Source organism: Vibrio agarilyticus, from assembly GCF_012641465.1.
GTDB classification, from domain to species: domain Bacteria; phylum Pseudomonadota; class Gammaproteobacteria; order Enterobacterales; family Vibrionaceae; genus Vibrio; species Vibrio agarilyticus.
The window spans coordinates 11,534-33,688 of record NZ_JABAIK010000005.1 but is presented as its reverse complement, the minus strand read 5'-3'; the positions used below and the strand labels follow the sequence as shown (position 1 = coordinate 33,688).

At 43.8% G+C, this 22,155-nt stretch carries 19 protein-coding genes; 16 read left to right on the top strand and 3 right to left on the bottom strand.

Going from position 1 to position 22,155, the window contains the following annotated elements; genetic code table 11:
* Nucleotide 1: 1 nt before the first annotated feature.
* The 3 genes from HGP28_RS06205 to HGP28_RS06195 all read right to left on the bottom strand — a co-directional run bounded on the left by HGP28_RS06205 (nt 2) and on the right by HGP28_RS06195 (nt 2,570).
* Nucleotides 2-736 (bottom strand): chromosome partitioning protein ParA, encoded by a 735-nt coding sequence (locus HGP28_RS06205; protein WP_168835596.1) that lies wholly within the window; start codon nt 734-736, stop codon nt 2-4.
* Nucleotides 737-773: 37 nt separating this feature from the next.
* Entirely contained in the window at nt 774-932 is a 159-nt protein-coding gene (locus HGP28_RS06200) for a hypothetical protein (protein ID WP_168835595.1), read from the bottom strand.
* A 96-nt stretch (nt 933-1,028) separates the two neighbouring features.
* A complete protein-coding gene (locus HGP28_RS06195) occupies nt 1,029-2,570 on the bottom strand; it encodes a hypothetical protein (RefSeq protein WP_168835594.1) in 1,542 nt (513 codons plus the stop codon).
* A gap of 774 nt (nt 2,571-3,344) precedes the next feature.
* Here HGP28_RS06195 and HGP28_RS06190 point away from each other — a divergent pair.
* From HGP28_RS06190 to HGP28_RS06115, 16 genes are all read left to right on the top strand, one after another.
* Complete coding sequence (locus tag HGP28_RS06190; protein WP_168835593.1) at nt 3,345-4,745, top strand: undecaprenyl-phosphate glucose phosphotransferase; 1,401 nt, start codon at nt 3,345-3,347, stop codon at nt 4,743-4,745.
* Nucleotides 4,746-4,760: 15 nt separating this feature from the next.
* Nucleotides 4,761-5,306 (top strand): polysaccharide biosynthesis/export family protein, encoded by a 546-nt coding sequence (locus HGP28_RS06185; protein WP_168835592.1) that lies wholly within the window; start codon nt 4,761-4,763, stop codon nt 5,304-5,306.
* 36 nt (nt 5,307-5,342) lie between these two features.
* Nucleotides 5,343-7,568 carry a GumC family protein gene (locus HGP28_RS06180; protein WP_168835591.1) on the top strand — a complete coding sequence of 742 codons (2,226 nt, stop codon included), beginning with the start codon at nt 5,343-5,345 and terminating at the stop codon, nt 7,566-7,568.
* Nucleotides 7,546-8,967: an oligosaccharide flippase family protein gene (locus HGP28_RS06175; RefSeq protein ID WP_168835590.1), complete on the top strand. Its 1,422-nt coding sequence runs from the start codon at nt 7,546-7,548 to the stop codon at nt 8,965-8,967. Before HGP28_RS06180 ends, HGP28_RS06175 begins: the two co-directional genes overlap by 23 nt.
* Nucleotides 8,964-10,166, top strand: a complete 1,203-nt coding sequence (locus HGP28_RS06170; RefSeq protein ID WP_168835589.1) for a glycosyltransferase family protein — start codon at nt 8,964-8,966, stop codon at nt 10,164-10,166. The genes HGP28_RS06175 and HGP28_RS06170 overlap by 4 nt, the downstream gene beginning before the upstream one ends.
* Complete coding sequence (locus tag HGP28_RS06165; RefSeq protein WP_168835588.1) at nt 10,163-11,263, top strand: glycosyltransferase family 4 protein; 1,101 nt, start codon at nt 10,163-10,165, stop codon at nt 11,261-11,263. Before HGP28_RS06170 ends, HGP28_RS06165 begins: the two co-directional genes overlap by 4 nt.
* 73 nt (nt 11,264-11,336) lie before the next feature.
* Nucleotides 11,337-12,053: a WecB/TagA/CpsF family glycosyltransferase gene (locus HGP28_RS06160; protein WP_168835587.1), complete on the top strand. Its 717-nt coding sequence runs from the start codon at nt 11,337-11,339 to the stop codon at nt 12,051-12,053.
* Nucleotides 12,054-12,112: 59 nt separating this feature from the next.
* Nucleotides 12,113-13,312: a hypothetical protein gene (locus HGP28_RS06155; protein ID WP_168835586.1), complete on the top strand. Its 1,200-nt coding sequence runs from the start codon at nt 12,113-12,115 to the stop codon at nt 13,310-13,312.
* 9 nt (nt 13,313-13,321) lie between these two features.
* Nucleotides 13,322-14,353: an acyltransferase family protein gene (locus HGP28_RS06150; protein ID WP_168835585.1), complete on the top strand. Its 1,032-nt coding sequence runs from the start codon at nt 13,322-13,324 to the stop codon at nt 14,351-14,353.
* Between the two features lie 46 nt (nt 14,354-14,399).
* Complete coding sequence (locus HGP28_RS06145) at nt 14,400-15,833, top strand: mannose-1-phosphate guanylyltransferase/mannose-6-phosphate isomerase (protein ID WP_168835584.1); 1,434 nt, start codon at nt 14,400-14,402, stop codon at nt 15,831-15,833.
* 12 nt (nt 15,834-15,845) lie between these two features.
* A complete protein-coding gene (locus HGP28_RS06140) occupies nt 15,846-17,270 on the top strand; it encodes a phosphomannomutase (protein WP_168835583.1) in 1,425 nt (474 codons plus the stop codon).
* Between the two features lie 23 nt (nt 17,271-17,293).
* Nucleotides 17,294-18,409 (top strand): glycoside hydrolase family 5 protein, encoded by a 1,116-nt coding sequence (locus HGP28_RS06135; protein ID WP_168835582.1) that lies wholly within the window; start codon nt 17,294-17,296, stop codon nt 18,407-18,409.
* Entirely contained in the window at nt 18,406-19,071 is a 666-nt protein-coding gene (locus HGP28_RS06130) for a hypothetical protein (protein WP_168835581.1), read from the top strand. The genes HGP28_RS06135 and HGP28_RS06130 overlap by 4 nt, the downstream gene beginning before the upstream one ends.
* A 141-nt stretch (nt 19,072-19,212) precedes the next feature.
* Nucleotides 19,213-19,683 (top strand): hypothetical protein, encoded by a 471-nt coding sequence (locus HGP28_RS06125; protein WP_168835580.1) that lies wholly within the window; start codon nt 19,213-19,215, stop codon nt 19,681-19,683.
* 24 nt (nt 19,684-19,707) lie between these two features.
* Complete coding sequence (locus HGP28_RS06120; RefSeq protein ID WP_168835579.1) at nt 19,708-21,141, top strand: O-antigen ligase family protein; 1,434 nt, start codon at nt 19,708-19,710, stop codon at nt 21,139-21,141.
* Nucleotides 21,142-21,360: 219 nt separating this feature from the next.
* Nucleotides 21,361-21,873, top strand: a complete 513-nt coding sequence (locus tag HGP28_RS06115) for an arsenate reductase/protein-tyrosine-phosphatase family protein (protein WP_168835578.1) — start codon at nt 21,361-21,363, stop codon at nt 21,871-21,873.
* The last annotated feature ends 282 nt before the right edge of the window (nt 21,874-22,155 follow it).

Genomic DNA, 22,155 nt, shown 5'->3' with positions numbered 1-22,155 from the left:
GTTACAGCCCCATTTCAGCAGAGATCACTTCAATTTCCCGCAAATCCATGCGATGAACCTCCATCATTTGGTCGATCTGCGTTAGCCTCGATTGGGCACTATCCAGACGATCACACGAGTCAGATTTCGCATCCCAAGACTTGCCTTCCAAATAAACATCACATTGCGATTGGAGTGCCGGGATCGCAGGTTCAAGCATTTCGCGTTCTTTTTCCAACGCTGTTAATGCCTGCTTAACCTTTAGCTCGTGCTGAAATAACTCTCTCGACCGAGCAAAGACCGTCGCTTGCATTTCATTTTGGCGATTCAAATTTGCGTTGTGCTGAACACCTTCATCAATTTGTGATTGCTGATCTTTCAGGCGAGATTCAAGCGCTAAATTAACCTTCTCCAGTTCACTGATTTGGTGTTGCTGGCGCTTCAATTTCGCTTCAACTTCTTGATGGTATTGGGCAACCGCCAACTCGCTCTGCTCGATGACTTCCGCGTCAATTTCAAGTTCACGCTTGGCACTCGCCGACTCTAACGCCTGTTTTTGCGTTAACAGTGTAGTGTGCTGTTGCTCAAGGATTTGATAACTTTTCTGCCATTGGCCACTTTGATAAGTCGATCCTATGAGGCCGCCAAACGCCAACCCAAGGCTTGCCGCCACAGCTATGTACCCTAGGGTGCGTTTATCACGTTGCTCGATGACAACAATGTCATCTGCATTATGTTCTTCTTGCTCTATGGTCACGTCAGCCTTCCCGCTACTTACCACTAGAGTTAATTCATCAACGAACCAACTCCATTACGACGACTCCGATAATATAGATAAAAAAGGCGAACGATAAGCCCAATACCACTGCTTTTTGCAAGTTCTCGCTCGTACGATAACGAACGAACAAAAAGGCAACAACAGCGAGCACAATCATGGCAACTAATTTGGTCATTCCCTTCTCCTTTGACAGGCAGATTCGTCACTTAGGTTCGATTGTACTCCAAACCTAAGTGACTGCAAGAAGCGGAATTTTCTCATTAGAGACCGATTACTGTTGCTCCGTTTGCGGCTGTACGACAGGTTGAAGTAACTTAAAGTGAGGCAAAAACTTTCTCAACTCAATAACAGCCCTTGCTGCGCTGTAACCTAAGATGACCCACGTCGACCAATCATCCCAAATTGAAGCGTTATCACCAGCCATAGAGAGTGCAAATAGAAAGCAACAAAGAAGCATCGCATTGATCATATGATTTGGACATCGCTCACGCGAGCCGCCGCACCGATAGACAAGATAGGGTATCCACTTACTCAATGCTTGGCTGACCAAAAAAAACACACCGACGCTCGTTGTGGTAAAAATCAGCAAATAACCGACGCTACGCGCCAGCTGCAAAATAAGCATGGGTACCATTCGCCCAACTTCGGTTAAACGATTAAACCAGGCAAACACAATGCGTACCGCAATGATTAATCCCATAAAAACGAGCCAAATATTAACGGCGGCCCCACCAACGCCACCCTCAAACACACTTGACACCCCCCCGTCAACATAACTAGCGGTTATCGCGGCAGGTACCGCAAGTAACGCAGAACACACCCATGCAAAAGTGGGCACATAATTTTTAGCAAGCTTCTGGTAAGCATCGGAGACTTTAGGATGAGCTTCATACCTAAGCCCAAGTCGATCATTCTCGTTATAGCCAATCTCATAAGCCGTGAAATAACTTAATACAAACAAAAAAAGACTGATTGCGCTTAACCATGGCGTACTGCTAACTAAAGTAAACGTTAGCAATAGTACTAAATAGTCATGGCCTAATATGGCCCGAGTAAAGTAACTTTCATTGGGGCGTTTGACCTTCTTCAGATAAGCAAACGGCAACATTGGCTTTAAGCCCGCTTGTTCATATTTCGCGTTAGGCCAACGAATCAAGGCTGAATAACGAGTCATAGCGAACAAATCTTTATCCAGCTGGCTATCACTAATTGAAAGGCCCGAATTCACTGACGCCTCACCGAGTATCCTCACGACCGCAGCACCTTTACCCTCCTGACGAAGTTTGGGCGCATTTTTTAAGTCACTAGCGACCGCAAGCTGCCAATTGCAGCTAAGAGCATCTAAAAGAGGCTGAATCACAAAACGGAAGCCATAGCTCGCCACAAAAATCGGTTGTTTGGATTGAATAAGAGCATCATAAAGAGGACGGTTAATGTACTGGGTCGCTTGTTGAGAAGCCGCCCTTCTCCACTGCCCAATTGACCACGGCGCTACGATGGTTACCACAAGTACTCGAATCCAGTCTCGAGTATGCTCTGGATCATTTGGGGATAACCAGCGCCACGGTGACAGCATTCCAAGAAGTTGTAACCAAAAACCGACCCAAACCGATGGTGTCACCATCGCCAAAAATGATTCAGTGGAGTTTCTGAGCCAAAGTGTTTCATCAAAATCGACGATAATTGGTTCATCGTCAGACAATTCATTGATTTTTGAATACAACTCGAAGTCCGATGTACAATGAGTCGTCTCTTGAGTCTCACCGACAACATCGGTATGTACGCATTCATCGGTCGTTTTTACGCCTTCCATATACTCATTTCCCTTCTCGTTAACCCACGAACTGGCGTCGATGTCTCGTTATCAGTCATAGCATCGAAGAATATTGACACTCTGATACTCTTCCTACGCTGTCAGAGCTAGATAACTAAAAGATTAGACCTAAAGTGCGGTTAATCCACTAATTCAACAGGTAAACCGTCACACTTATGCATGATACGAATAAATGCAGTCTCAGCTTCGCACAACAGAATCATTGAATATCAAACTCACATAAATAAATTAAAAACAATTGGTTACCTTAAGTTTAGACAAATTTCACTAATTAATACGCCACCTCTAGCGAGTATCAGACACAAGAGAGTCGTCATTTTTTTAAGACACGATTTGGCTTTATCCAATAGCATTCACTACACTCTATTGCATACGATAACGCTGATGTATTTGAGCAAAACAAGATAAAAATCATTGAGTTTAAATCAGAAGAAAATGATTTTTATCCATTTTTATTAACCACTCAAATGCAACAAAATTCATTTTTAACAATCGCCGCCATTATTGAGGTAAATATAAAGTCAACCTATTGATTTACAGAAAAAATAATAACAATGCAAAAATAGTGGAAATGGATGGATGGCAGATATGATCAAGATTTAAATAGATAAACCGAGCATAGATTTTCACAACAGCATTAACAGAATCGATTTTCTAATAATGTCAGATTTGTAGAAAATCTTGCTACAGAGAATAAGTCAACTAACAGGCTGTAATAAAAGAATTTATTTATCGATTGGATTGGGCGTTTAAATGAAGATCAAAAAGATAAAAACAGGCACCACTGAATTTGCTATTTTGTACCGAATTGCAGATGCGTTAATTATCACATTAGCGCTCTGCATCAGTGCTCAAGTCTATCTTGGTGAGATAACCAATCTCTATTTGGTTGTTGCATTCTATGCCAGTATTTTATTTATCTTAATCGGCGAAGCGATGGAGATATACCGCTCATGGAGAACCTCGCCATTTATTGAGCAGTTAAAAATATGCTTAACCAGCTGGACCGCCGTTGCGCTTATTCTACTAGCGACCGCCTATTTTTCTAAAACTGGCGATCAATTTTCGAGAATTGTTACGGGTTCTTGGTTTTTAGCAACCCCAATGCTTCTCTGTATCTGGCGTGTGCTTGTCCTTTTTGCAAAGAAGAAATGCATCGATCTTGGCTACAATCGGCAGCCTGCAATCATTGTTGGTCTGACTCAATCAGGTATTAAACTTGCGGATGAAATTGAGAAATTCAGACATCTTGGCATTGATTTAATTGGCTTTTATGATGATAGGGATCCTGACCGCCTTGGGTTACATAGTGCGAACGTACCCTTTTTAGGTAAGGTTGAACAAGGCTTACAGTTAGCCCGTCAGGGTAAGGTGAACCACGTTTATATCGCAATGCCGTTAAAAGCGGACCACCGCATTGTCGAATATCTGAAACAATTTTCAGATACGACAGCAAATACTTATGTCATACCTGATTTTTTTATCTTCAATTTAATACAATCGCGACTTGACTCTGTCGGTGACATACCAACATTAAGTATTTATGACACGCCATTCTACGGTATTTCTGTTGTAACAAAGCGGCTCCAAGACATTATTCTGTCACTTGCCATTCTAACGCTCATTAGCCCACTAATGATCGCAGTATCTCTAGGCGTTAAATTATCGTCTCCAGGGCCAATCATCTTTAAGCAAAAGCGCTATGGTCTGGATGGACGAAGCATCAATGTGTGGAAGTTTCGTTCCATGCGCACGCAAGAAAATGGTTCAGATGTCAAACAAGCAACAAAAGGTGATGCACGTATTACGCCATTTGGAGCGTTTATCCGCCGCACCTCACTTGATGAATTGCCTCAATTTATCAATGTATTACAGGGCAGTATGTCTATTGTGGGGCCGAGACCTCACGCCGTGGTTCACAACGAAGAATACCGTGCGATTGTCGAGTGCTACATGCTAAGACACAAAGTAAAGCCCGGGATTACTGGATTGGCTCAAGTTAGCGGATACCGTGGTGAAACCGACACAATAGATAAAATGCAAAAACGTATTGAGTGTGATCTTGAATATATTGAGTCATGGTCAACATGGCTTGATATGAAAATCATTTTTATGACTATATTTAAAGTATTAAATGACAAGGCTGCGTATTAATACTAAGGAGGCAATATGTTTAGGCAATACTTTGGGATTTCAAGCCTCTTGGCTCTTTGCATACCAGCGGTCGTTTCCGCCAATTCTCTAGATAATACCTATCGTTTAGGTGCTGGCGATCGAGTACAAATTTCTGTGTATGGCGAGCAAGAACTCTCGATCGATGAACTGTATATCAGCAGCAGTGGTAAGTTTGATTATCCTTATTTAGGTCAAATAGTTGCCGTTGATAAAACACCAGAACAATTGCGCAAAGAAATCTCCAACGGCTTAAAGCAAGGTTATCTCATTTCCCCAAAAGTTCGAGTTTCGGTCACAGGATTTCGTAGCGTTTACGTCAATGGCGAGGTCAAAAAGCCCGGTGGTTACGAATATCAACCTGGTCTTACTGTAGACAAAGCAATCGCTCTCGCTGGTGGTTTCACAGACCGAGCTTCTAGGAACAAAGTTTTTATTACAAAAGCAGACAGCGCTGACAGCGACGATACCAAAATAAAAGTGCGATTGAGTGCCAAAATCTCACCTGGGGACATCCTAGTCATTGAAGAAAGCTTTTTTTAGTCACTTCACCGAATGACGTTTTGACAAGGAATAGAAATGACGTTGAATACACACTCGCCACAAAGTCAGAATGAGCGTTTAGCTATCGGACATTACCTTTCCGTGATTCGTGCGCGCCTACTGCCTATCTCAATTTTTACCATTTTGTGCACTTTGCTGACGCTACTGATTATGTTGTCCGCAAAGCCGGTTTATCGAGCAACCGCTACCATCCTCATTGATTCCAATCAAAAAAACGCGGTCTCAATTGAAGAAGTCGTTGGCATTGATACGACGGCCAAAGAGTACTTTCAGACTCAACTTGAAATTATTAAATCAAATCGTGTAGCGCAGCGCGTCATTGATAAGTTAAACCTCGCAGAATTGCCTGAATTTAACCCCGAGCCCAGTCAAACGTCTGTATTTATTGGTCAATTAATTGGTCAAATAAAGTCCTTGCTGAGTAATGCCTCTTATGTGGCAGAAAGTACTAGCGAAGATATCGCTCCCTCTACTGAACTGAACAAAGCGGCCGATGAGTACAAATTACTCAATGCGTTTAAGTCTGCTATGTCAATTGTCGCGGTTCCCAAAACGCAATTGGTGAAAATTTCATTTGAATCAAGTGATCCCGTTCTAGCGGCGAAAATTGCTAACGAAATTGGCAACGCATTTATTGAAAACAGTCTTGATTCCAAAGTGGTGGCAACCGAACAAGCGACCAGCTGGATCAACACTCGCTTACAAGAACTAAAGCTCAAACACCAACAGTCTGAGAAAGCCTTACTTGCCTTTTTGCAAGAACAAAAATTGATTGATGACAGCGGCATTGACGCACTGACGAGTAACGAATTAGCAAGCTTAACCGAGCGTTTATCTGTTGCGACAGAGCGACGTATCGCGTCACAGTCACTTTATTCTGCTCTGAAAGTCAAAAACCCTGAACTTGCGAGCATCGCAAGTTTGTCTCAAATCTCTAATCACCCACAGATAACAGCAATTCGTCTTGCAGAAATCGAGGCAGAAAAGCGCGTTAGTGAGCTATCAAAACGGTATGGTGATAAGCATGACAGAATGATTCAAGCTAAGGCCCAGCTTGCCTCCGTTCAAGAACGCGCTGAAATCGTCATTACAAAACTCATCAATGGGATCAAGCAGGAGCTCTACAGCGCGCAGCGCCAAGAAGCGCTGCTTCGTAAAGAACTGAGCGCTAAGAAGAGTGAATTCCAAAAGCTGGGAATCGTCAAAAGAGAATACGATAGCTTAAAACGCGAAGTCGATAGCAACGCTAAGCTATACGACCTGTTCCTGACACGACAAAAAGAGACTTCTGCCACCAGCGATTTTACCGCAGCGAACGCGCGCTTTACTGATGGTGCACTCGTTCCCATTGAACCGGCAAAACCGCAGAAAAAACGCATCATAATGATCGCGTTTATTGCGAGCCTTTTTACCGCAATTGTGGTGGCACTTGTGTTGGACTCTTTGCGAAGCACATTCAATGACAACAATGATTTTGAAGAAAAATTAGGATTAGTCCCACTGGCGACTCTGCCCAAAGTAAAAGGACGCTTTGGCTCTAATCCACTGTTTAATATGGAGAAAGGTAACATTAAGCTGACTCGGCTTTATCTTGAAAAGGTCGACTCCCTCAGAACCACGTTGTTGCTAAACCAACGTAGCGATCAATATTCAAACGTTATCGGCGTTACCTCATCACTACCGGACGAGGGAAAAACGTCCACAGCACTTCAGTTGGCTCGCTCATTTTCTAAATTAGAAAAGGTGTTATTAATCGATACAGACCTACGCAAACCTTCAATTTATTTAGCGCTCAATCTGCCGCGTTCACAAGCTGGCATTACGAACTTTGTTCACAACGATATGAGCTTTGAAGAGTGTATTGCTAGTGCAGCCGATACAGATTTCGATGTCGCACTTTCTGGCATCGCGACAGCGTCGCCGCAAGAGACGTTAAGCCATGAAAAATTTAAGCAGTTTATTGAACTCGCTTTAGAAAAATATGATCGCGTGATTATTGATACACCGCCCTCTCAGCTTGTCAGTGACAGTCTGATCGTCGGGAAACTCCTAGGACACATGGTCATGGTCGTAAAAGCGCACAGCACAAAACTCAATATCGTGCGAGATACTATCGACCAATTGCATCGTCACAATATTACATTAGACGGCGTTGTCCTCAATAACGTATCTGCCTCGCTAAGTAGTTTTCACCATAAATATCATTATTCATATTATCATGAACAAACAAACGCTAATTAATTACGCCATAGGGCCTGTAGCCTCAATGCTGTTGGGATTTGTCAGTATTCCTCTGATTACATGGCATTTCTCACCTGAGGCTATCGCAACCAACGCGCTCATGGTGACGTCTGTCGCGCTGCTTGGCTTTCTAATGACGCTCGCTTTGGAAACCTATTACCTGCGTCATTACGAGCAAGAAGATCATGACGAACTGCTGTTCTTTTGCGGGGCTATTTCACTGTTTTTTCTCACATTCAGTTTGGTTCTATTCTATCTCATCAGCCCAGTAACTGTATCGGAATGGTTTTTAGGCTCTCACAGTCTTGCGATTGAATGGCTCGTCATCGTGACCTGCTATGCCGTTACTTCAATCAAGTTTTTACTCTGTGTATTGCGCATGAATGACAAATCATTCGAGTACTCACTCAGTCAAGGTCTTAACAAAGGCATGCTTGTGATACTCATTGGCGTGGCTATTTTAGCGGGATTAACACAAAAGCAGTGGCTCATCGTTTGTACGCTAATTACGCAGATCGTTATGGTCAGTTATCTGTTCTGGATTGTAACTAAACATACTGAGCAGAAACTCACTGTCTGTTTTCCTCTGAATAAAGCAAAAACTGCACTGTTATTTAGCCTGCCTCTGATGGTTAACGGCGTAGCAATGTGGGCAATGAGCAGTATTGACCGATTTATGCTCAATAGTTTATCGACACAATTTGAATTGGCTTTATACAGCGTCGCGTTTAATTTCGCCACCGCTGCCACTATCGTTTATGCTGTATTTTCTGCAGCTTGGGCACCACATATCTTCAAAATGATCGAAGGCGACAATCATAATATTGAAGAGTATCAACGTGTTTTAAGGCACATACTTCATATCGTAATTGCCTTGGCGTCTCTTTATGGCTTATTCAGTTGGATTGTCGTATTGATACTGCCAAATGAGTACGCAGCGGTACAGTACATCCTGGTCGGTTGCTCTCTTGTACCACTGATTACAGCCCTTGCAGGCATTTCAACTGTCGCAATTCAGGTGACCAAAAAAACGTCAAAAATTGCTTTTTGCGCAGGTATTAGCCTCATCATCAACATTCTCCTAAACCAGTGGCTCATTCCACAATATGGCGCAGTCGGTGCCACCATAGGTTCTGGTGGCGCTGTTGTCGTCTACTTCATTGCCGTTTCTCAAGCAGCCAAGTCCGAAGGCGCAAATTTAAACCTAACTCATGCTTATTGCGCCACTTTCATCCTGTTACTAGCAGGTGCTGTTGTTGCACTTGAAGTCGCACCAAACTGGCTTGCCACAACTATCTGGTTATTACCCCTAATTTATGTGATGCAACAAAACTGGACTTTGATCAGAAATGGCGTGAAACGCGGCTACGCAACACTCACAAGGAGCTATTCACTATGACGGGAAACGCACTGCGAGCCAAAGATGAAAATGCGCCAAATGCCATCATGTCCACCACGACTACGGGCCAAAAGATGAATATTCTGTTTCTAAGTCACACTTATATCGGCTGTCACTATGTTGTGGGCAGCCATCATTTATCAAAAGCCCTTGCTGAAATGGGCCATCGAGTTGTGCACATTCCTCACCCGTGGTCATCGGTTCATCAAATTGTTCGCGGTAGTCGTCGCAATTTAGTGACGGGTGAACTATCGCCAAACCGTTGGCAATTTCAAATCGGCGGATTTCTTCCCAGTAAATGGCATATGCTCGCGCTGAATTTTGACAATCATTCAAAAAATTTAGCCAATGAAATTTTGTCCTACTGCGATGAGATCAATATCAGCACATTTGATTACTGCTTCGTCGACGATCCAGTGTTTTGTCAAACGTGCAAATACCTTCCGATCAATAAAATGGTTTATCGCCCTACCGATATTTACCCTGAAATGCCACAAGGAAAAGCGTATAAAAAGGCTGATAGGCTATTAATGGAGAATTCTAGCCGTGTCGTCGCAACCAATGAGCAAATTCTTAAATATCATGGCATGGAGGACGCATCAAATACCTTTGTTTTGAACAATGGATTTGACCCCGTGCATTTTTCGAGCGGGCATCGCCCTTCTACCGAAAGTCCCTCAATGACCTCAGATTCTGATAGCACAAATAAAATGCTTTCAGTCTGTTATGTCGGTGCGCTAGATAAACGCTTTGACTATAAGCTTCTCAATGCCGCGGCGGCGGCCTGTAAAGAGGTGAAATTTGACATCTATTCTCCCAGTGATGCGGGCCCGCTCAACCACGAATTACCTAACATCCATTGTTTGGGCGCAGTTGACTACCAAACACTGCCATCAGTATTAACCCAATACGATTTGTTAATCATGCCTTTTACTTTTGATTTGAGTAATCGAGGTCGCAGCCCGATGAAATTATTCGAATACGCGGCATCCAACGTTCCGATCCTAGCACCAAGTTATATGAACACTTTTGGTATTGAAGACGTGACTCTTTACGCCAATTTAGACGAGTTTATTGCGGCACTTAAAAAGGCGCGCATTAATCCGCAACTAAATCGTGATATGGACATATTAAAACCCCACAGCTGGACACGCAAAGCCGAGCTATTACTTGAGTTTGTGGAAGGAGACGTATCATGAAAGTGATTCATGTAGTCAGGCAATTCTCACCTGCAATTGGTGGCCTTGAAAACTTTGTTTTTGATCTCATTAAGGCCCAACTAGCACAAGGCATAGATGCATCTGTCGTCACACTCGACAGACGTTATGACTCTGGCGAAGCATTGGCGCCAAGTGAGCGGATTCAAGGCATTCGAGTCGAGCGGATACCGTTCTTCGGCAGCTATAAATACCCCATCGCTCCCAAGGTACTGTCAACCATTCGTGAAGCTGATATCGTTCACGTGCATGCGATTGATTTTTTTGTTGATTACTTAGCTCTGACACATTTTATTCATAAAAAACCGATGGTGGTATCAACCCATGGCGGTTTTTTCCATACCAAGTTTGCTAAAAATCTAAAAAAAGCCTATTTCAATACGATTACTCGTGCATCTTTGACTCGCAGTCGTCGTATCGTGGCCTGCAGTGAAAATGATCAAAACCTGTTCGCTACCTTAAACCCAAGAAAAACTCAACTGATTGAAAATGGTGTTAATACCGCCAAATTCTATTCTGGCGTACCACAACATTTCACTAAGCAAATGCTTTTTATTGGACGTTTTTCTGATAACAAACGAATCGATACGTTAATCAAATGGTTTGTTGAAATCGTTCAACACGACCCTCAGTTCCATCTTGTCATTGCTGGCAAAGATTGGGATAACAACCTGAAAATGCTTGCGAGCTTAGTCAATCAACACCTGCTCACCAGCAATATCCATTTTAAACTCGAAGCGACCGAAAACGAGCTCAGTGAACTGGTTGCCAATAGCTCATTTATCGTAAGCGCCTCTGAATATGAGGGCTTTGGGATGACCATTATTGAGGGTATGGCTGGCGGTCTTATTCCTATCATGTCGAATATTGAAAGTTTTCAGAAAATCCACCAATCGACTGGTTGTGGTTGGATCGTCGATTTTGAAAAGTCCGGCTCAGCACTGCACTGGTTAGAACAATTTAATCAACGCGACGATATTCTCGAACTAAAACGCACGTCTATTGCTGAGGCACAAAGATACAGTTGGCCGTTCGTTTCGCAGCAATTCACTCAGGTGTACGAGGATGTATTGGCGTAATTGGATGAGATCAAGCCCACAAACTTGCTTTGTTGCAAGTCCGTAAGAAAACCAATGAGTAAGAGAGCACATTATGGATAGACAACTCTTTCAAAAAGTCTCGGTTCATCAAGACGCTGGCAATGCACTGATCGACTCCTTAGTTGAAACGCAGCGTCCTATCACCATTGGCTTTCTTAACCATCATGGGGCAAATTTGTGTCACGATAACGACGATATCAAAAATAATTTCAATGAGTTAGATGTGCTTCTTAGAGATGGCATTGGTATCAAAATAGCCATGTCTCATCTAAAAATGGAACCGGGAGATAACCTCAACGGCACTGACTTTATTCCAACATTACTCAAAAAATGCAAAACCAAACCTTTAAACGTGATCGCCTTTGGCACGCAGGAGCCTTGGCTATCAAAAGGGTTAAATGCACTGGGTTTAGATCCCTACATATCCTGTGTTGAGAATGGTTTTCATCAAAGTTCGTATTACCTTGAGAAATACAAAAACTCACTCCAACCCAAGTCCCTTAATGTTGTTCTATTAGCAATGGGAATGCCCAAGCAGGAACATCTAGCGGCACAACTCAAAACACTGAGTAATGCACCCGTGCTGATTATTTGTGGTGGCGCAATTTTAGATTTCCAAGCGGGCCGGTTTCAGCGCGCGCCAAATATCATAAGACAATTTGGCTTAGAGTGGGCGTACCGTTTGATTAAAGAGCCCAAAAGGCTGTTTCGACGGTACGTTATTGGAATTCCGCTGTTTTTTAAACGTATGATTTTCATAAGCGAATAGGTGATATTTTGCAGCACGTCGTCAATGTAAAGCCATCACTGTTTCACCAATATCAGCATTTGATTATCGCTGCTATTGCGTTCTTGGGCGTCACTTACAACGCAATTTTTGCCTTTATATACTCCCATATTGGCATTATCAACGAGGGCCACGTTGTTCTTGCTGAACTTGCACTGTCGTTTGCTTGCATCTGCATTATTGTGGTTAATGGTATAAAAAAAGACGATGAGTTAATCATCGCCTTTGGTGCTACCGTCCTTATTTCAGCGGTGCTTATCTATATTGCGTCTAGCCTAGTAGCAATGAACATGATCAGAAACTTTCTCATCGTGATTGTGTTTACCATGGTCGGTTTCAGAATAAATAAGCAGGTATTCCATCAACTTATATATGTTATTTCGGCAATTGTACTTGCTGTATTAGTGATTGAAATGAGCTCAGTCGAAACGTATGTGGGGCTCTTTTCTCCAGCGAAATACTATGAGGCAACGCGAGGACTAGAAGTTCAAGAGTTTAATGATAAAGGGCTTTTTGGCAATGCGCTGGCTATAGAAGGTCGATTTAATTTTGGTTTTTTCAACTCACACCGGACTTCTTCCATCTTTCTAGAACAGGTCTCATTTGCCAATTATCTTGCCGTTATATCTATCTATACCACTGTATTTTGGCAGGAGCTAAAAACCAATCGAAAGGTACTCTATATCGCGCTTATCGTACTTGGCGTCACTACTACAAACAGTAGAACATCAAGCACAATCGCGGTTATTTGTTTGATTTTTTATCAATTATCAGCTGTCTCGCCGATGATCCTCAGTTTCATCAAAAAGACCACGCTCATCATGGTCTTTTCAACCGCATCTTTCGTCGCGTTTATGAATGACTTCGTCTATTCAGGTGATAATTTTGTGGGCAGAACCAGTTTAGGGATGAGTCACTTTTTTGAACTGACGTTATTAGATTATCTCGGTTTTGGCTGGAACAAACTGAATTTTCTCTGGGATAGTGGTTTTGGGTATTTGATTGCTTCAAGTACGATTTTTTCCGCTTTGGGCTTCATTGTATTCTTTCACGCCTATCTGAAACCAACGTCAAGAAAAGCCTTACTCCTTTCATCATTGGTGGTCATTTATATCTCGTTGAACTGGGTGATAGGCGGTAATGCAATATACTCTATGAAAACAGCGCCCATATTATGGATGGCTTTTGGTCTTGTTAAATCAGAAGAAAAAGTGACGCACCCTGTTGAGAGTGACTTATAGGAGGTTTGCATGACTACTGATAAAACCGTATGGGTTGATTATGTTAAAGGTATTGGCATCATTTTGGTTGTGCTTGGTCATGTCATTCGAGGTTTAGACTCTGCAGGCCTCGATATTCCCTATTTTAAAGAAGTCGACACCGTCATTTATAGCTTTCACATGCCATTATTTTTCTTTATTTCTGGCATGTTTTTCACCCAATCCTTTAATAAACGAGGTGCTAAAGGGTTAACATTTACCAAAATTGACATCCTCGTCTACCCTTATGTGGTTTGGTCGTTACTTCAAGGCAGCATTGAAGTGCTGCTCTCAGCCTACACCAATGGTGACGTTTCAATGCTGCGAGTTCTATCTCTTTGGTCTCCTCGGGCTCAATTCTGGTTTTTACATGTCCTGTTTATCATTTTCGCCCTATCATCATTGATATTTTATCTTTCAGGAAAACGCGGCGCATTGGTTCTCTCCGCATTCTCATTTGGATTGTTTTTTTTACAGAATATTCCTAGCGTCTCTCCTAATTTTGAATACCTTTATCACCAGTTTTCAAACCACTTCATCTACTTCACTCTTGGCATTTTATACGTCCAAGTGACTAATAATAAAGTTATGACTCCGTTGAAATTACCTTTCACTTTCGCGCTGTCACTCTTTCTACTTGTTCAATATGTCCTTTTAAGTGAATGGTCATATACAAGCGCTCTCTGGTTCAAACTGACCGTAGGTATTATTTCAATCGCCTTTGTTATTAAATTGGCACAATTATTCGATGCCTTGCGCTTTACTGCAATATATCTCATTGGCATTGCCTCAATGGAGATCTATTTAATCCACATTCTCACTGGCAGTGGCGCTAGAGTCGCTTTATTTAAGCTGGGAGTAGAACAAGTCTATGTTCACATTTTGATCGGTACAGCGATGGGAATCTTAATTCCCATGGCGTTTAAATCTGTCTGCCAATTTTTTGGCGTGAAGTATTTGTATAGTGCTCCGATAAGTCGTCTGTTCTCACGACAAATCGAAACCAAACAGGCGCAGCCCTAATACGCCATCTTCGTTTAACAACAAAGTACAGTAATGGAGGTCCATTATGCTCATTCCAGTAATATTAGCCGGCGGTACGGGCAGTCGTTTGTGGCCGCTATCACGCGAGCTTTATCCCAAGCAGTTCCTCAATGTGAACGGCACTCACAGCATGCTGCAAAATACGCTAGCGCGTTTACAGGGACTAGAGCACGGCGCGCCCCTACTGATTTGTAACGAAGAACATCGATTTATTGTTGCTGAACAGATGCGTGCAGGTGGTTTTCAACACGCAGGAATCATACTTGAGCCCATGCCCAAAAATACCGCACCTGCAATTACGCTAGCAGCACTAGAAGCTATTCAACAAGAACACGATCCGCTGCTTCTGGTCATGCCCGCAGATCAGCTTATCGATAATCACCTCGCATTTCACCGTGCGGTATCGCTGGGAGAATCCAGTGCAATGCAAGGAAAATTAGTCACCTTTGGCATTGTTCCCACCAAAGCAGAAACAGGATATGGGTACATTCAACGCGGTGAGCCTGCTGAAGAATTCAGTGACAATTATGCAGTAAATAAATTTGTCGAAAAGCCAAACTCCGATTTAGCGCAGTGTTACGTTGATTCCGGCGATTACTATTGGAATAGCGGTATGTTTCTCTTTCGGGCATCCGCTTTCATCGCAGAACTCGAACGTCTTGCGCCAGAGATGCTTTCTGCATGTCAACAATCCCTCAATACATCGACTTCTGACATGGAGTTTATTCGACTCGATAAAGAGGCTTTCTCACGCTGCCCTTCCAACTCCATCGATTATGCCATCATGGAAAAAACCTCATTAGCCACCGTCGTTCCATTAGATGCAGATTGGAATGACATTGGCTCTTGGTCTGCGCTCTGGGAGGTTTCACACAAAGATGCACAAGAGAACGTCACAACCGGCGATGTGCTCGCTATCAATTCAACTGAAAATTACCTGCATGCCGAAAATAAATTGGTTGCAACTGTCGGCGTCAATAACTTAGTGGTGGTTGAGACCAAAGACGCCATTTTGGTCGCTGACAAAGACCAAATTCAAGACGTGAAAATGGTGGTTAATGACCTTAAAAAAATGGGACGCTCTGAGCACGTGCATCACCGCGAAGTTTATCGCCCTTGGGGTAAATACGACACGATAGATAGCGGTTCTCGTGACAACGTCAAGCGTATCACCGTCAAACCCGGTGAAAAGCTATCAATTCAAATGCATCATCATCGCTCTGAGCACTGGATCGTCGTGTCAGGAACCGCGCTCGTCACCAAAGGCGATGAAACCAGCTTAATTACCGAAGATGAATCGACCTACATTCCGCTTGGTACGATTCACGCACTTGAAAACCCTGGAAAAATCCCACTTGAAATGATTGAAGTCCAAACCGGTAGCTACCTCAGTGAGGACGATATTGTCCGCTATGAAGACAGATACGGCCGTATCGACAATCCCCCTGCATTGGATTAAAAGGAGCACATTATGTTAGTTTCAGGAACAGTGATTGAACAATCTAGTGTCTCATTTGGAACCAGCGGTGCACGAGGCTTAGTAACGGCCTTTACGCCAAATGTATGTGCGGCCTTTACTCACGCCTTCATAGACGCTTTGCAGCAAGAACGTAGCGTTACTCAAGTTGCGCTTGCAATAGATAACCGTCCCAGCAGCTATTCAATGGCTCAGGCGTGCGCCGCAGCCCTATGCCAGCAAGGTATCGACGTTCATTATTACGGCGTTGTTCCCACCCCTGCCCTCGCACGCGCAGCAATGACGCGCCATATTCCGGCCATTATGGTAACAGGCAGTCATATCCCTTTTGATCGCAATGGTCTCAAGTTTTACCGCGCCGATGGTGAAATCACAAAAGAGGATGAAGCTCGTATTTTGGCAGCGCAACATCGCTATCCGCCGTTACATGAATTACCCGATTTAACGATTGACTCCTATGCGCTCAACCATTACCTCGAACGCTATGTCCCTTTGTTTGAAAGTGATTTTCTAGCAGGAAAACGCATTGGTATTTATGAGCACTCAAGCGCTGGGAGGGAAATATATCACCTTTTATTTCGAGCTTTTGGAGCAGAAACCATCTCGCTAGAGCGTTCTGATACCTTTGTTCCTATTGATACCGAAGCGGTGGCAGATACCGACCGCATCAAAGCCAAAACATGGTCACAGAAACACCAGCTTGATATGATTTTCTCGACTGACGGAGATGGCGACAGACCACTCGTCGCTGACGAAAATGGCGAGTGGTTACGCGGTGATATTCTCGGTTTACTTTGCGCGCAAGCACTTAACGTCGATGCTCTTTCAGTCCCGGTCAATTGCAACTCAATAATCTATCAGTCGCCATCCATTCATCGTGTCATTTTAACCAAAATTGGCTCGCCTTATGTTATTGCCGAGTTTGAGCAACTCAAATCATCCAATCTCGTCGTTGCCGGCTTTGAAGCCAATGGTGGTTTTCTGCTTGCTAGCGATACATTAGTGAATGGCAACAGTCTCAAAGCGCTACCAACCCGCGATGCCGTATTACCTGCGTTAATGCTGTTGTATGCAGCTCGTAACACCTCGATCTCCAACCTTGTCAATACACTGCCAAAACGATTTACCCACAGTGATAGGCTGACAAATTACGCGGTTGAAAAAAGTCGTCAGCTTATTGCTAACGGTGAGAATCAGCCCGAAAGTCTCATTGAACGTTTAGGTATTGAGGGGGTATCCGTTAAAGCAAAAGACATGACCGATGGTTTACGGTTGTCACTTTCAGATGGCGCCATTATTCATCTGCGCCCGTCAGGAAATGCACCTGAGCTACGCTGCTACGCTGAGGCCAACACCTCTAACAAAGCACAAGCCCTAGTCAATAAGGCGATAGCAATGCTCGCTGCCGAACACCAGTAGATAATTATAGAAAGGCAAACACTATGGTCCCGTCACGGTTTCCAGCTAAGATCACCCTCACGAGATTATTGGCGAGATGGCATCGCAGCCTTTGGTCCTTATTATTTTTATTGGTCATGGCGCTATTTGGGTGTGCGACTCACAGTGAAACTCAACTGCCTCAAAAAGGCGCATTTGAGCCTCCTTATTTTGGCGTCAATCTGTCTGGTGCAGAATTCAATACTCAAGCACTACCCGGTCGATATGACTTCGACTATACCTACCCTGATGTTCAAGACGTTGATTACTTCATGGGAAAAGGGATGACGATTTTTCGTCTCCCGTTCCGCTGGGAGCGCATTCAACACGAGACTTTTGATGAGTTAAACCAGCAACAATTGCAGCACATCGACCGACTTGTACGGCACATCACCGCTAAGGGCGCGCTCGTTATCCTCGACCCCCACAATTTCGCGAGATATTACGGCAACGTAATTGGTGAGAAAGACCTGCCAATTTCAGCCTTTGCGGATCTTTGGACGAAGCTTGCACGCCACTATAAAAACAACCCAAACGTGCTCTTTGGCCTAATGAATGAGCCCTCTGGAATGTCCTCAGAACTTTGGCTCGAAGACGCTAACGCTGCCATAGCGGCAATACGAGCTACGGGTGCAAACAATCTTATCCTCGTTCCAGGCAATGGATTCTCGGGCGCATCTTCGTGGTTTGGTAGCTGGTACGGCACACCAAATGCAGAGGTATTATTGTCAATTGAAGATCCTCTCGATCATTACATTATTGAAGTTCATCAGTACCTCGACGCAAATTCATCCGGCACATCCACAACGTGCGTCGAAGCCGAACGATTGCAACGATTTACCGATTGGCTAAAGACCCACAATAAAAAAGCGTTTTTGGGAGAGTTTGGTGCGGCTGATACTCCTGAATGCCGTCAAGCCTTAGCAAAAATGTTGGATCATATTAATGCGAATCAGGCCGTTTGGTTAGGTTGGACTTGGTGGTCTGCAGGCCCATGGTGGGGGTCATACCCCTTTTCGCTACAGCCATCTAACGGAAAAGACAGACCGCAAATGCGATTATTAGAACACTACATGCAACAAGCAAAATCACCGAGTTCTATCCAAGGAGATCAACAATGAAAATCAACTCAGCGATCACCCTGGCGATATTAGTGGCAGGCACGGCACTTCTGCTCACCAGCTTTTCTGTGATCCAAATGGAACGTTCACTCATCAATCACGCGTTAGAAAAAAACCTTTACGAATACGAAGCGTTTTATCGTGCTTCACTGTCCAACACACAAACAACACCACCTAGTGTTAATATTAATGAGCTTGAGCCTCATTGGCTGACATCCCCGCATAATATTAATTTATCGGTTAAAAATCTCGAATGGGCGGAGTTTTTTAACCCAAATCTGAATACAAAAAATTATCGTACGCTACTTTTAGAAGAGAGCATCCGTTTACGGCCGACTTGGCCTAGCACTTATTTTGAGTTGCATCAAACACTCCAAGGGAGCCCGAGCGAGTTAGGAACTTCGGAACAAGTCCTATCACTTGGAGCGCGATTTGGGCCATTTGAGCCCTCTGTCAATTTTACCTATGTTGAAAGGCAACTTGAACGATGGAAAACGCTCTCATTTGATGAAAGAGCCACAACGCTCGAACAGCTGGGTGGCTTGCTTAAAGCGTATTACACTCACGATGAACTTCGCGGTTTGATTGCAAAAAGCACACAAATTCATCGCATTTGTTCGACAACCCAGTTTTATAACATTTGGATTCCCGAATGCTATTAATAAGCACCCTGTTTCATCTTATCAACTGCTACACTTTCAGCATGACTGAGCCTGCATGGCTATTTCGGCCAAGAGCTAACAAAGACAGTTTCCCACGCAGACAACCATGATGGTTCTTCGATAATTGAAAAGGATGTTTTTATGAGCAAACATTTCATCACTCAACTGATACTGATCACGTCAACAATGATCTCTTCCTTCAGCTACGCAATGACCGATGAAGAGAAAAACAGTTTACTGCAGCAGTTGAATAATAACGCCGACCCCCAGTCTTATTATTCTATTTTTCGCAACAACTGTGACAATACACTTGAGCTGCTCGAGGCTATGCTCACTAACAAAATGTTCACGAATCAAACGCCTAATACCGCAATGGCATTTCAATCTGCCTTTCGCGCTTGTCCGCATCGCGCCGTTGATCTCTCTGCATTGGGTCAGCAAAACTACCTCGACCAAAGTCTGATTGCTAAAGCCGCGATGCTAGCTGGCATTGATCCCACACAGTTGACAAAACTCTCCGAGACAAGCAGTAACAGGCAAACGCCAGCACCAACGCGGTTGGCCGTTGGCGGAAATGGTGGAACAGGCTTGAGTTCCATCTCACCAAATTGATTCGTTCAAACACTCAGGTGCCCTATGCAAAGCGCTTATCTTAAGAAATACGATAATTGGTTGTTTTACTCTTTGATTGCATTACTCATCTGGTTACCAATACCGTTAGGAAGCAATCGAGAGTTCGCATGGGGTATAGCCCAAATATGGATATCTTTACAAGCAGTTATCACCATCATCCTCTACCGAAACCACTTGCCAACCAAGCGTTTTTCCCAATACAAAGCGCTCATCTGGGGCTTGGTTTTTTTTCAGGTATGGGTCGCATTACAAATTGTACCAATACCTCTTCAATGGCTTGAATGGATATCTCCTGACAGTGCGGAGATCTATACATTAGTCGATTCGCAATATGGGTATATTTCACTAGATAGACAGATGACACTGGCTGCACTCGCCAAAGGTATCGCGTACTGTTTATTTCTATTTAATACCATTGTCGTGGTATCAACCTCTAGAAGGTTGAAATACGCCTGCGTCGCTCTAGTGATCAGTGGGACATTTCAAGCGCTCTATGGCGCGTTCACTATTTTGCTAAAATTGGAAACCAGCACAGTCTTTAATGTGCCAGTTGGTGATGTTGCTACTGGCTCTTTTATTTATCAAAACCACTACGCCAATTACCTTCTAATGACCATATGTATTGGTATCGGACTTGTGATCACGCAGCTGCATACCTCAGAATCTGGTACTTGGGCGGTGCGCATTGACAGGTTGCTCACCAGTATACTAAGCCCGAAGATGTTCATTCGATTGTGTTTAATATTCATGACCATTGCGCTAGTAATGAGCCATTCTCGAATGGGCAACGCTGCCTTTTTTTGCGCGACCACAATTGGTGGTGTTTTAGCTTTATGTCTGTATCAAAGACGGCCCAGAGCATTGACCGCGCTTATTGTCAGTATCATCGCCATTGATTTGGTCATCATTGGCGCACTATTTGGCTTAGGTGAAGTGCAGCAACGGATTGCCGAAACCTCTTGGCTTGCAGAATCGCGCGATCAGGTTTACTCATGGTCACTTGGCATTATTCAAAATTTTCCATTTACCGGAACTGGCATGGCAAGCTTTTATACTGTCTTTCCCGGCTATGAGCAAAGTTACCTCGGATTCTATGATTTCGCCCACAGTGAATATATACAGTTTGCTGCAGAAGCTGGCCTGCCTGCCACTGTGTTACTTGGCTCAGTAGTACTCTATAGCCTAGCAAAATGTGCAGTAACTCTACACAGGCGCCATAGCCGAACAATGAAAGGAATTGCGCTTGGCGCCCTTATGGCGATTATCGGTATGTTAATCCACATCGGGACCGATTTTGGGCTTCAGCCCATGGCCAATGCGATCACCTTTATATTTGTCCTTTTCTTAGCCAATGCGACTGCGGTTGTTCCCGCCAAAACCGTCGAGCCAGAGTTGATCTTGCCACACGAGCCAGCAACACCTGCAAAGTCACTCTAAGTCGCTTGCGTGCCTCTACCCAAACAAATCGGAGGTGCAGGTAGCCGGCAAATTAATAAAGCCTCAAAGCATAGCTGCACTATGTGATGAGGTTTGAGGTTTGTGACAGCCAGCTAACAACCCTATAACTTCAACTGAAAAGGGTATAAAAGCCGAAGCGTTTGCATCTGCTCATCAAACATTTGAACGCATTCTGCGTTTAACATGGGGTCAATTAAAATGATAAAATTCAATAAAATCGTTGTAGTCTGTACGGGAAATATTTGCCGCTCTCCAATGGCCGAAGCGCTTCTTAAAGCGAAATTACCATTCAACTCAATTTCGTCTGCAGGCCTTGACGTGCTAAATAATGATTTAGATGGGCAAGATGCAGCCGATAATGCGCAGCAAATTAGCAAAAAATTCGGGTATGACCTCTCTTTACACCGTGCAAAACAGTTGACGTCTTCGATGGCTGAAGAGCACGATCTCATTCTTGTTATGACACAATCTCAACTTGACCAAATTGCAGTGCGCTTTCCAGGCTGTGCTGGCAAAGCGTTTCTGATTGGCCAATGGATTGGAGTGAGCACCATACAAGACCCACTACACAGTAATTTGGCCAGCTTTAACGCCTGTTTTTTACAGTTAGAAAAAGCGATAGAGAGCTGGGAAATAAAATTACGCGCTTTATCCAAACAACCTAAAGATTCAGGTCAACGGCATCCAATCAAAGCTTCTGAACATAGATAAATCCTGTTCAAAAGAGTGCGCCTTCCGTTACCCCAAACAACGTGGAGATGCAGCTAGGCGGCAAACGAACAAAGCCTCTGAGCACTTCGTGAACATAAACGAACTATGTGATGAGGTTTGCAAGAGCCAGCCAACACCGCTGCAACTTTAAGTAGGACAGGTATTGAAGGCGCGTTTTAGTGTTCTCAACCGCGCTGATACCCAAACAAGGTCAAGATGCAAGCGCCAGAGCCTAGGTTCTGGACCGAGGCTAAGGCAAACAACGCAGCGTGCAGCTAAAAA

Excerpts from the sequence above, each read along its gene's own strand:
- HGP28_RS06160 (WP_168835587.1), top strand. The coding sequence starts at position 11,337 with ATGGATAGACAACTCTTTCAAAAAGTCTCGGTTCATCAAGACGCTGGC.
- HGP28_RS06170 (WP_168835589.1), top strand. The coding sequence starts at position 8,964 with ATGACGGGAAACGCACTGCGAGCCAAAGATGAAAATGCGCCAAATGCC.
- HGP28_RS06200 (WP_168835595.1), bottom strand. The coding sequence starts at position 932 with ATGACCAAATTAGTTGCCATGATTGTGCTCGCTGTTGTTGCCTTTTTG.
- HGP28_RS06120 (WP_168835579.1), top strand. The coding sequence starts at position 19,708 with ATGCAAAGCGCTTATCTTAAGAAATACGATAATTGGTTGTTTTACTCT.
- HGP28_RS06130 (WP_168835581.1), top strand. The coding sequence starts at position 18,406 with ATGAAAATCAACTCAGCGATCACCCTGGCGATATTAGTGGCAGGCACG.
- HGP28_RS06190 (WP_168835593.1), top strand. The coding sequence starts at position 3,345 with ATGAAGATCAAAAAGATAAAAACAGGCACCACTGAATTTGCTATTTTG.
- HGP28_RS06165 (WP_168835588.1), top strand. The coding sequence starts at position 10,163 with ATGAAAGTGATTCATGTAGTCAGGCAATTCTCACCTGCAATTGGTGGC.
- HGP28_RS06115 (WP_168835578.1), top strand. The coding sequence starts at position 21,361 with ATGATAAAATTCAATAAAATCGTTGTAGTCTGTACGGGAAATATTTGC.
- HGP28_RS06185 (WP_168835592.1), top strand. The coding sequence starts at position 4,761 with ATGTTTAGGCAATACTTTGGGATTTCAAGCCTCTTGGCTCTTTGCATA.
- HGP28_RS06180 (WP_168835591.1), top strand. The coding sequence starts at position 5,343 with ATGACGTTGAATACACACTCGCCACAAAGTCAGAATGAGCGTTTAGCT.
- HGP28_RS06135 (WP_168835582.1), top strand. The coding sequence starts at position 17,294 with ATGGTCCCGTCACGGTTTCCAGCTAAGATCACCCTCACGAGATTATTG.
- HGP28_RS06140 (WP_168835583.1), top strand. The coding sequence starts at position 15,846 with ATGTTAGTTTCAGGAACAGTGATTGAACAATCTAGTGTCTCATTTGGA.
- HGP28_RS06195 (WP_168835594.1), bottom strand. The coding sequence starts at position 2,570 with ATGGAAGGCGTAAAAACGACCGATGAATGCGTACATACCGATGTTGTC.
- HGP28_RS06145 (WP_168835584.1), top strand. The coding sequence starts at position 14,400 with ATGCTCATTCCAGTAATATTAGCCGGCGGTACGGGCAGTCGTTTGTGG.
- HGP28_RS06150 (WP_168835585.1), top strand. The coding sequence starts at position 13,322 with ATGACTACTGATAAAACCGTATGGGTTGATTATGTTAAAGGTATTGGC.
- HGP28_RS06125 (WP_168835580.1), top strand. The coding sequence starts at position 19,213 with ATGAGCAAACATTTCATCACTCAACTGATACTGATCACGTCAACAATG.
- HGP28_RS06175 (WP_168835590.1), top strand. The coding sequence starts at position 7,546 with ATGAACAAACAAACGCTAATTAATTACGCCATAGGGCCTGTAGCCTCA.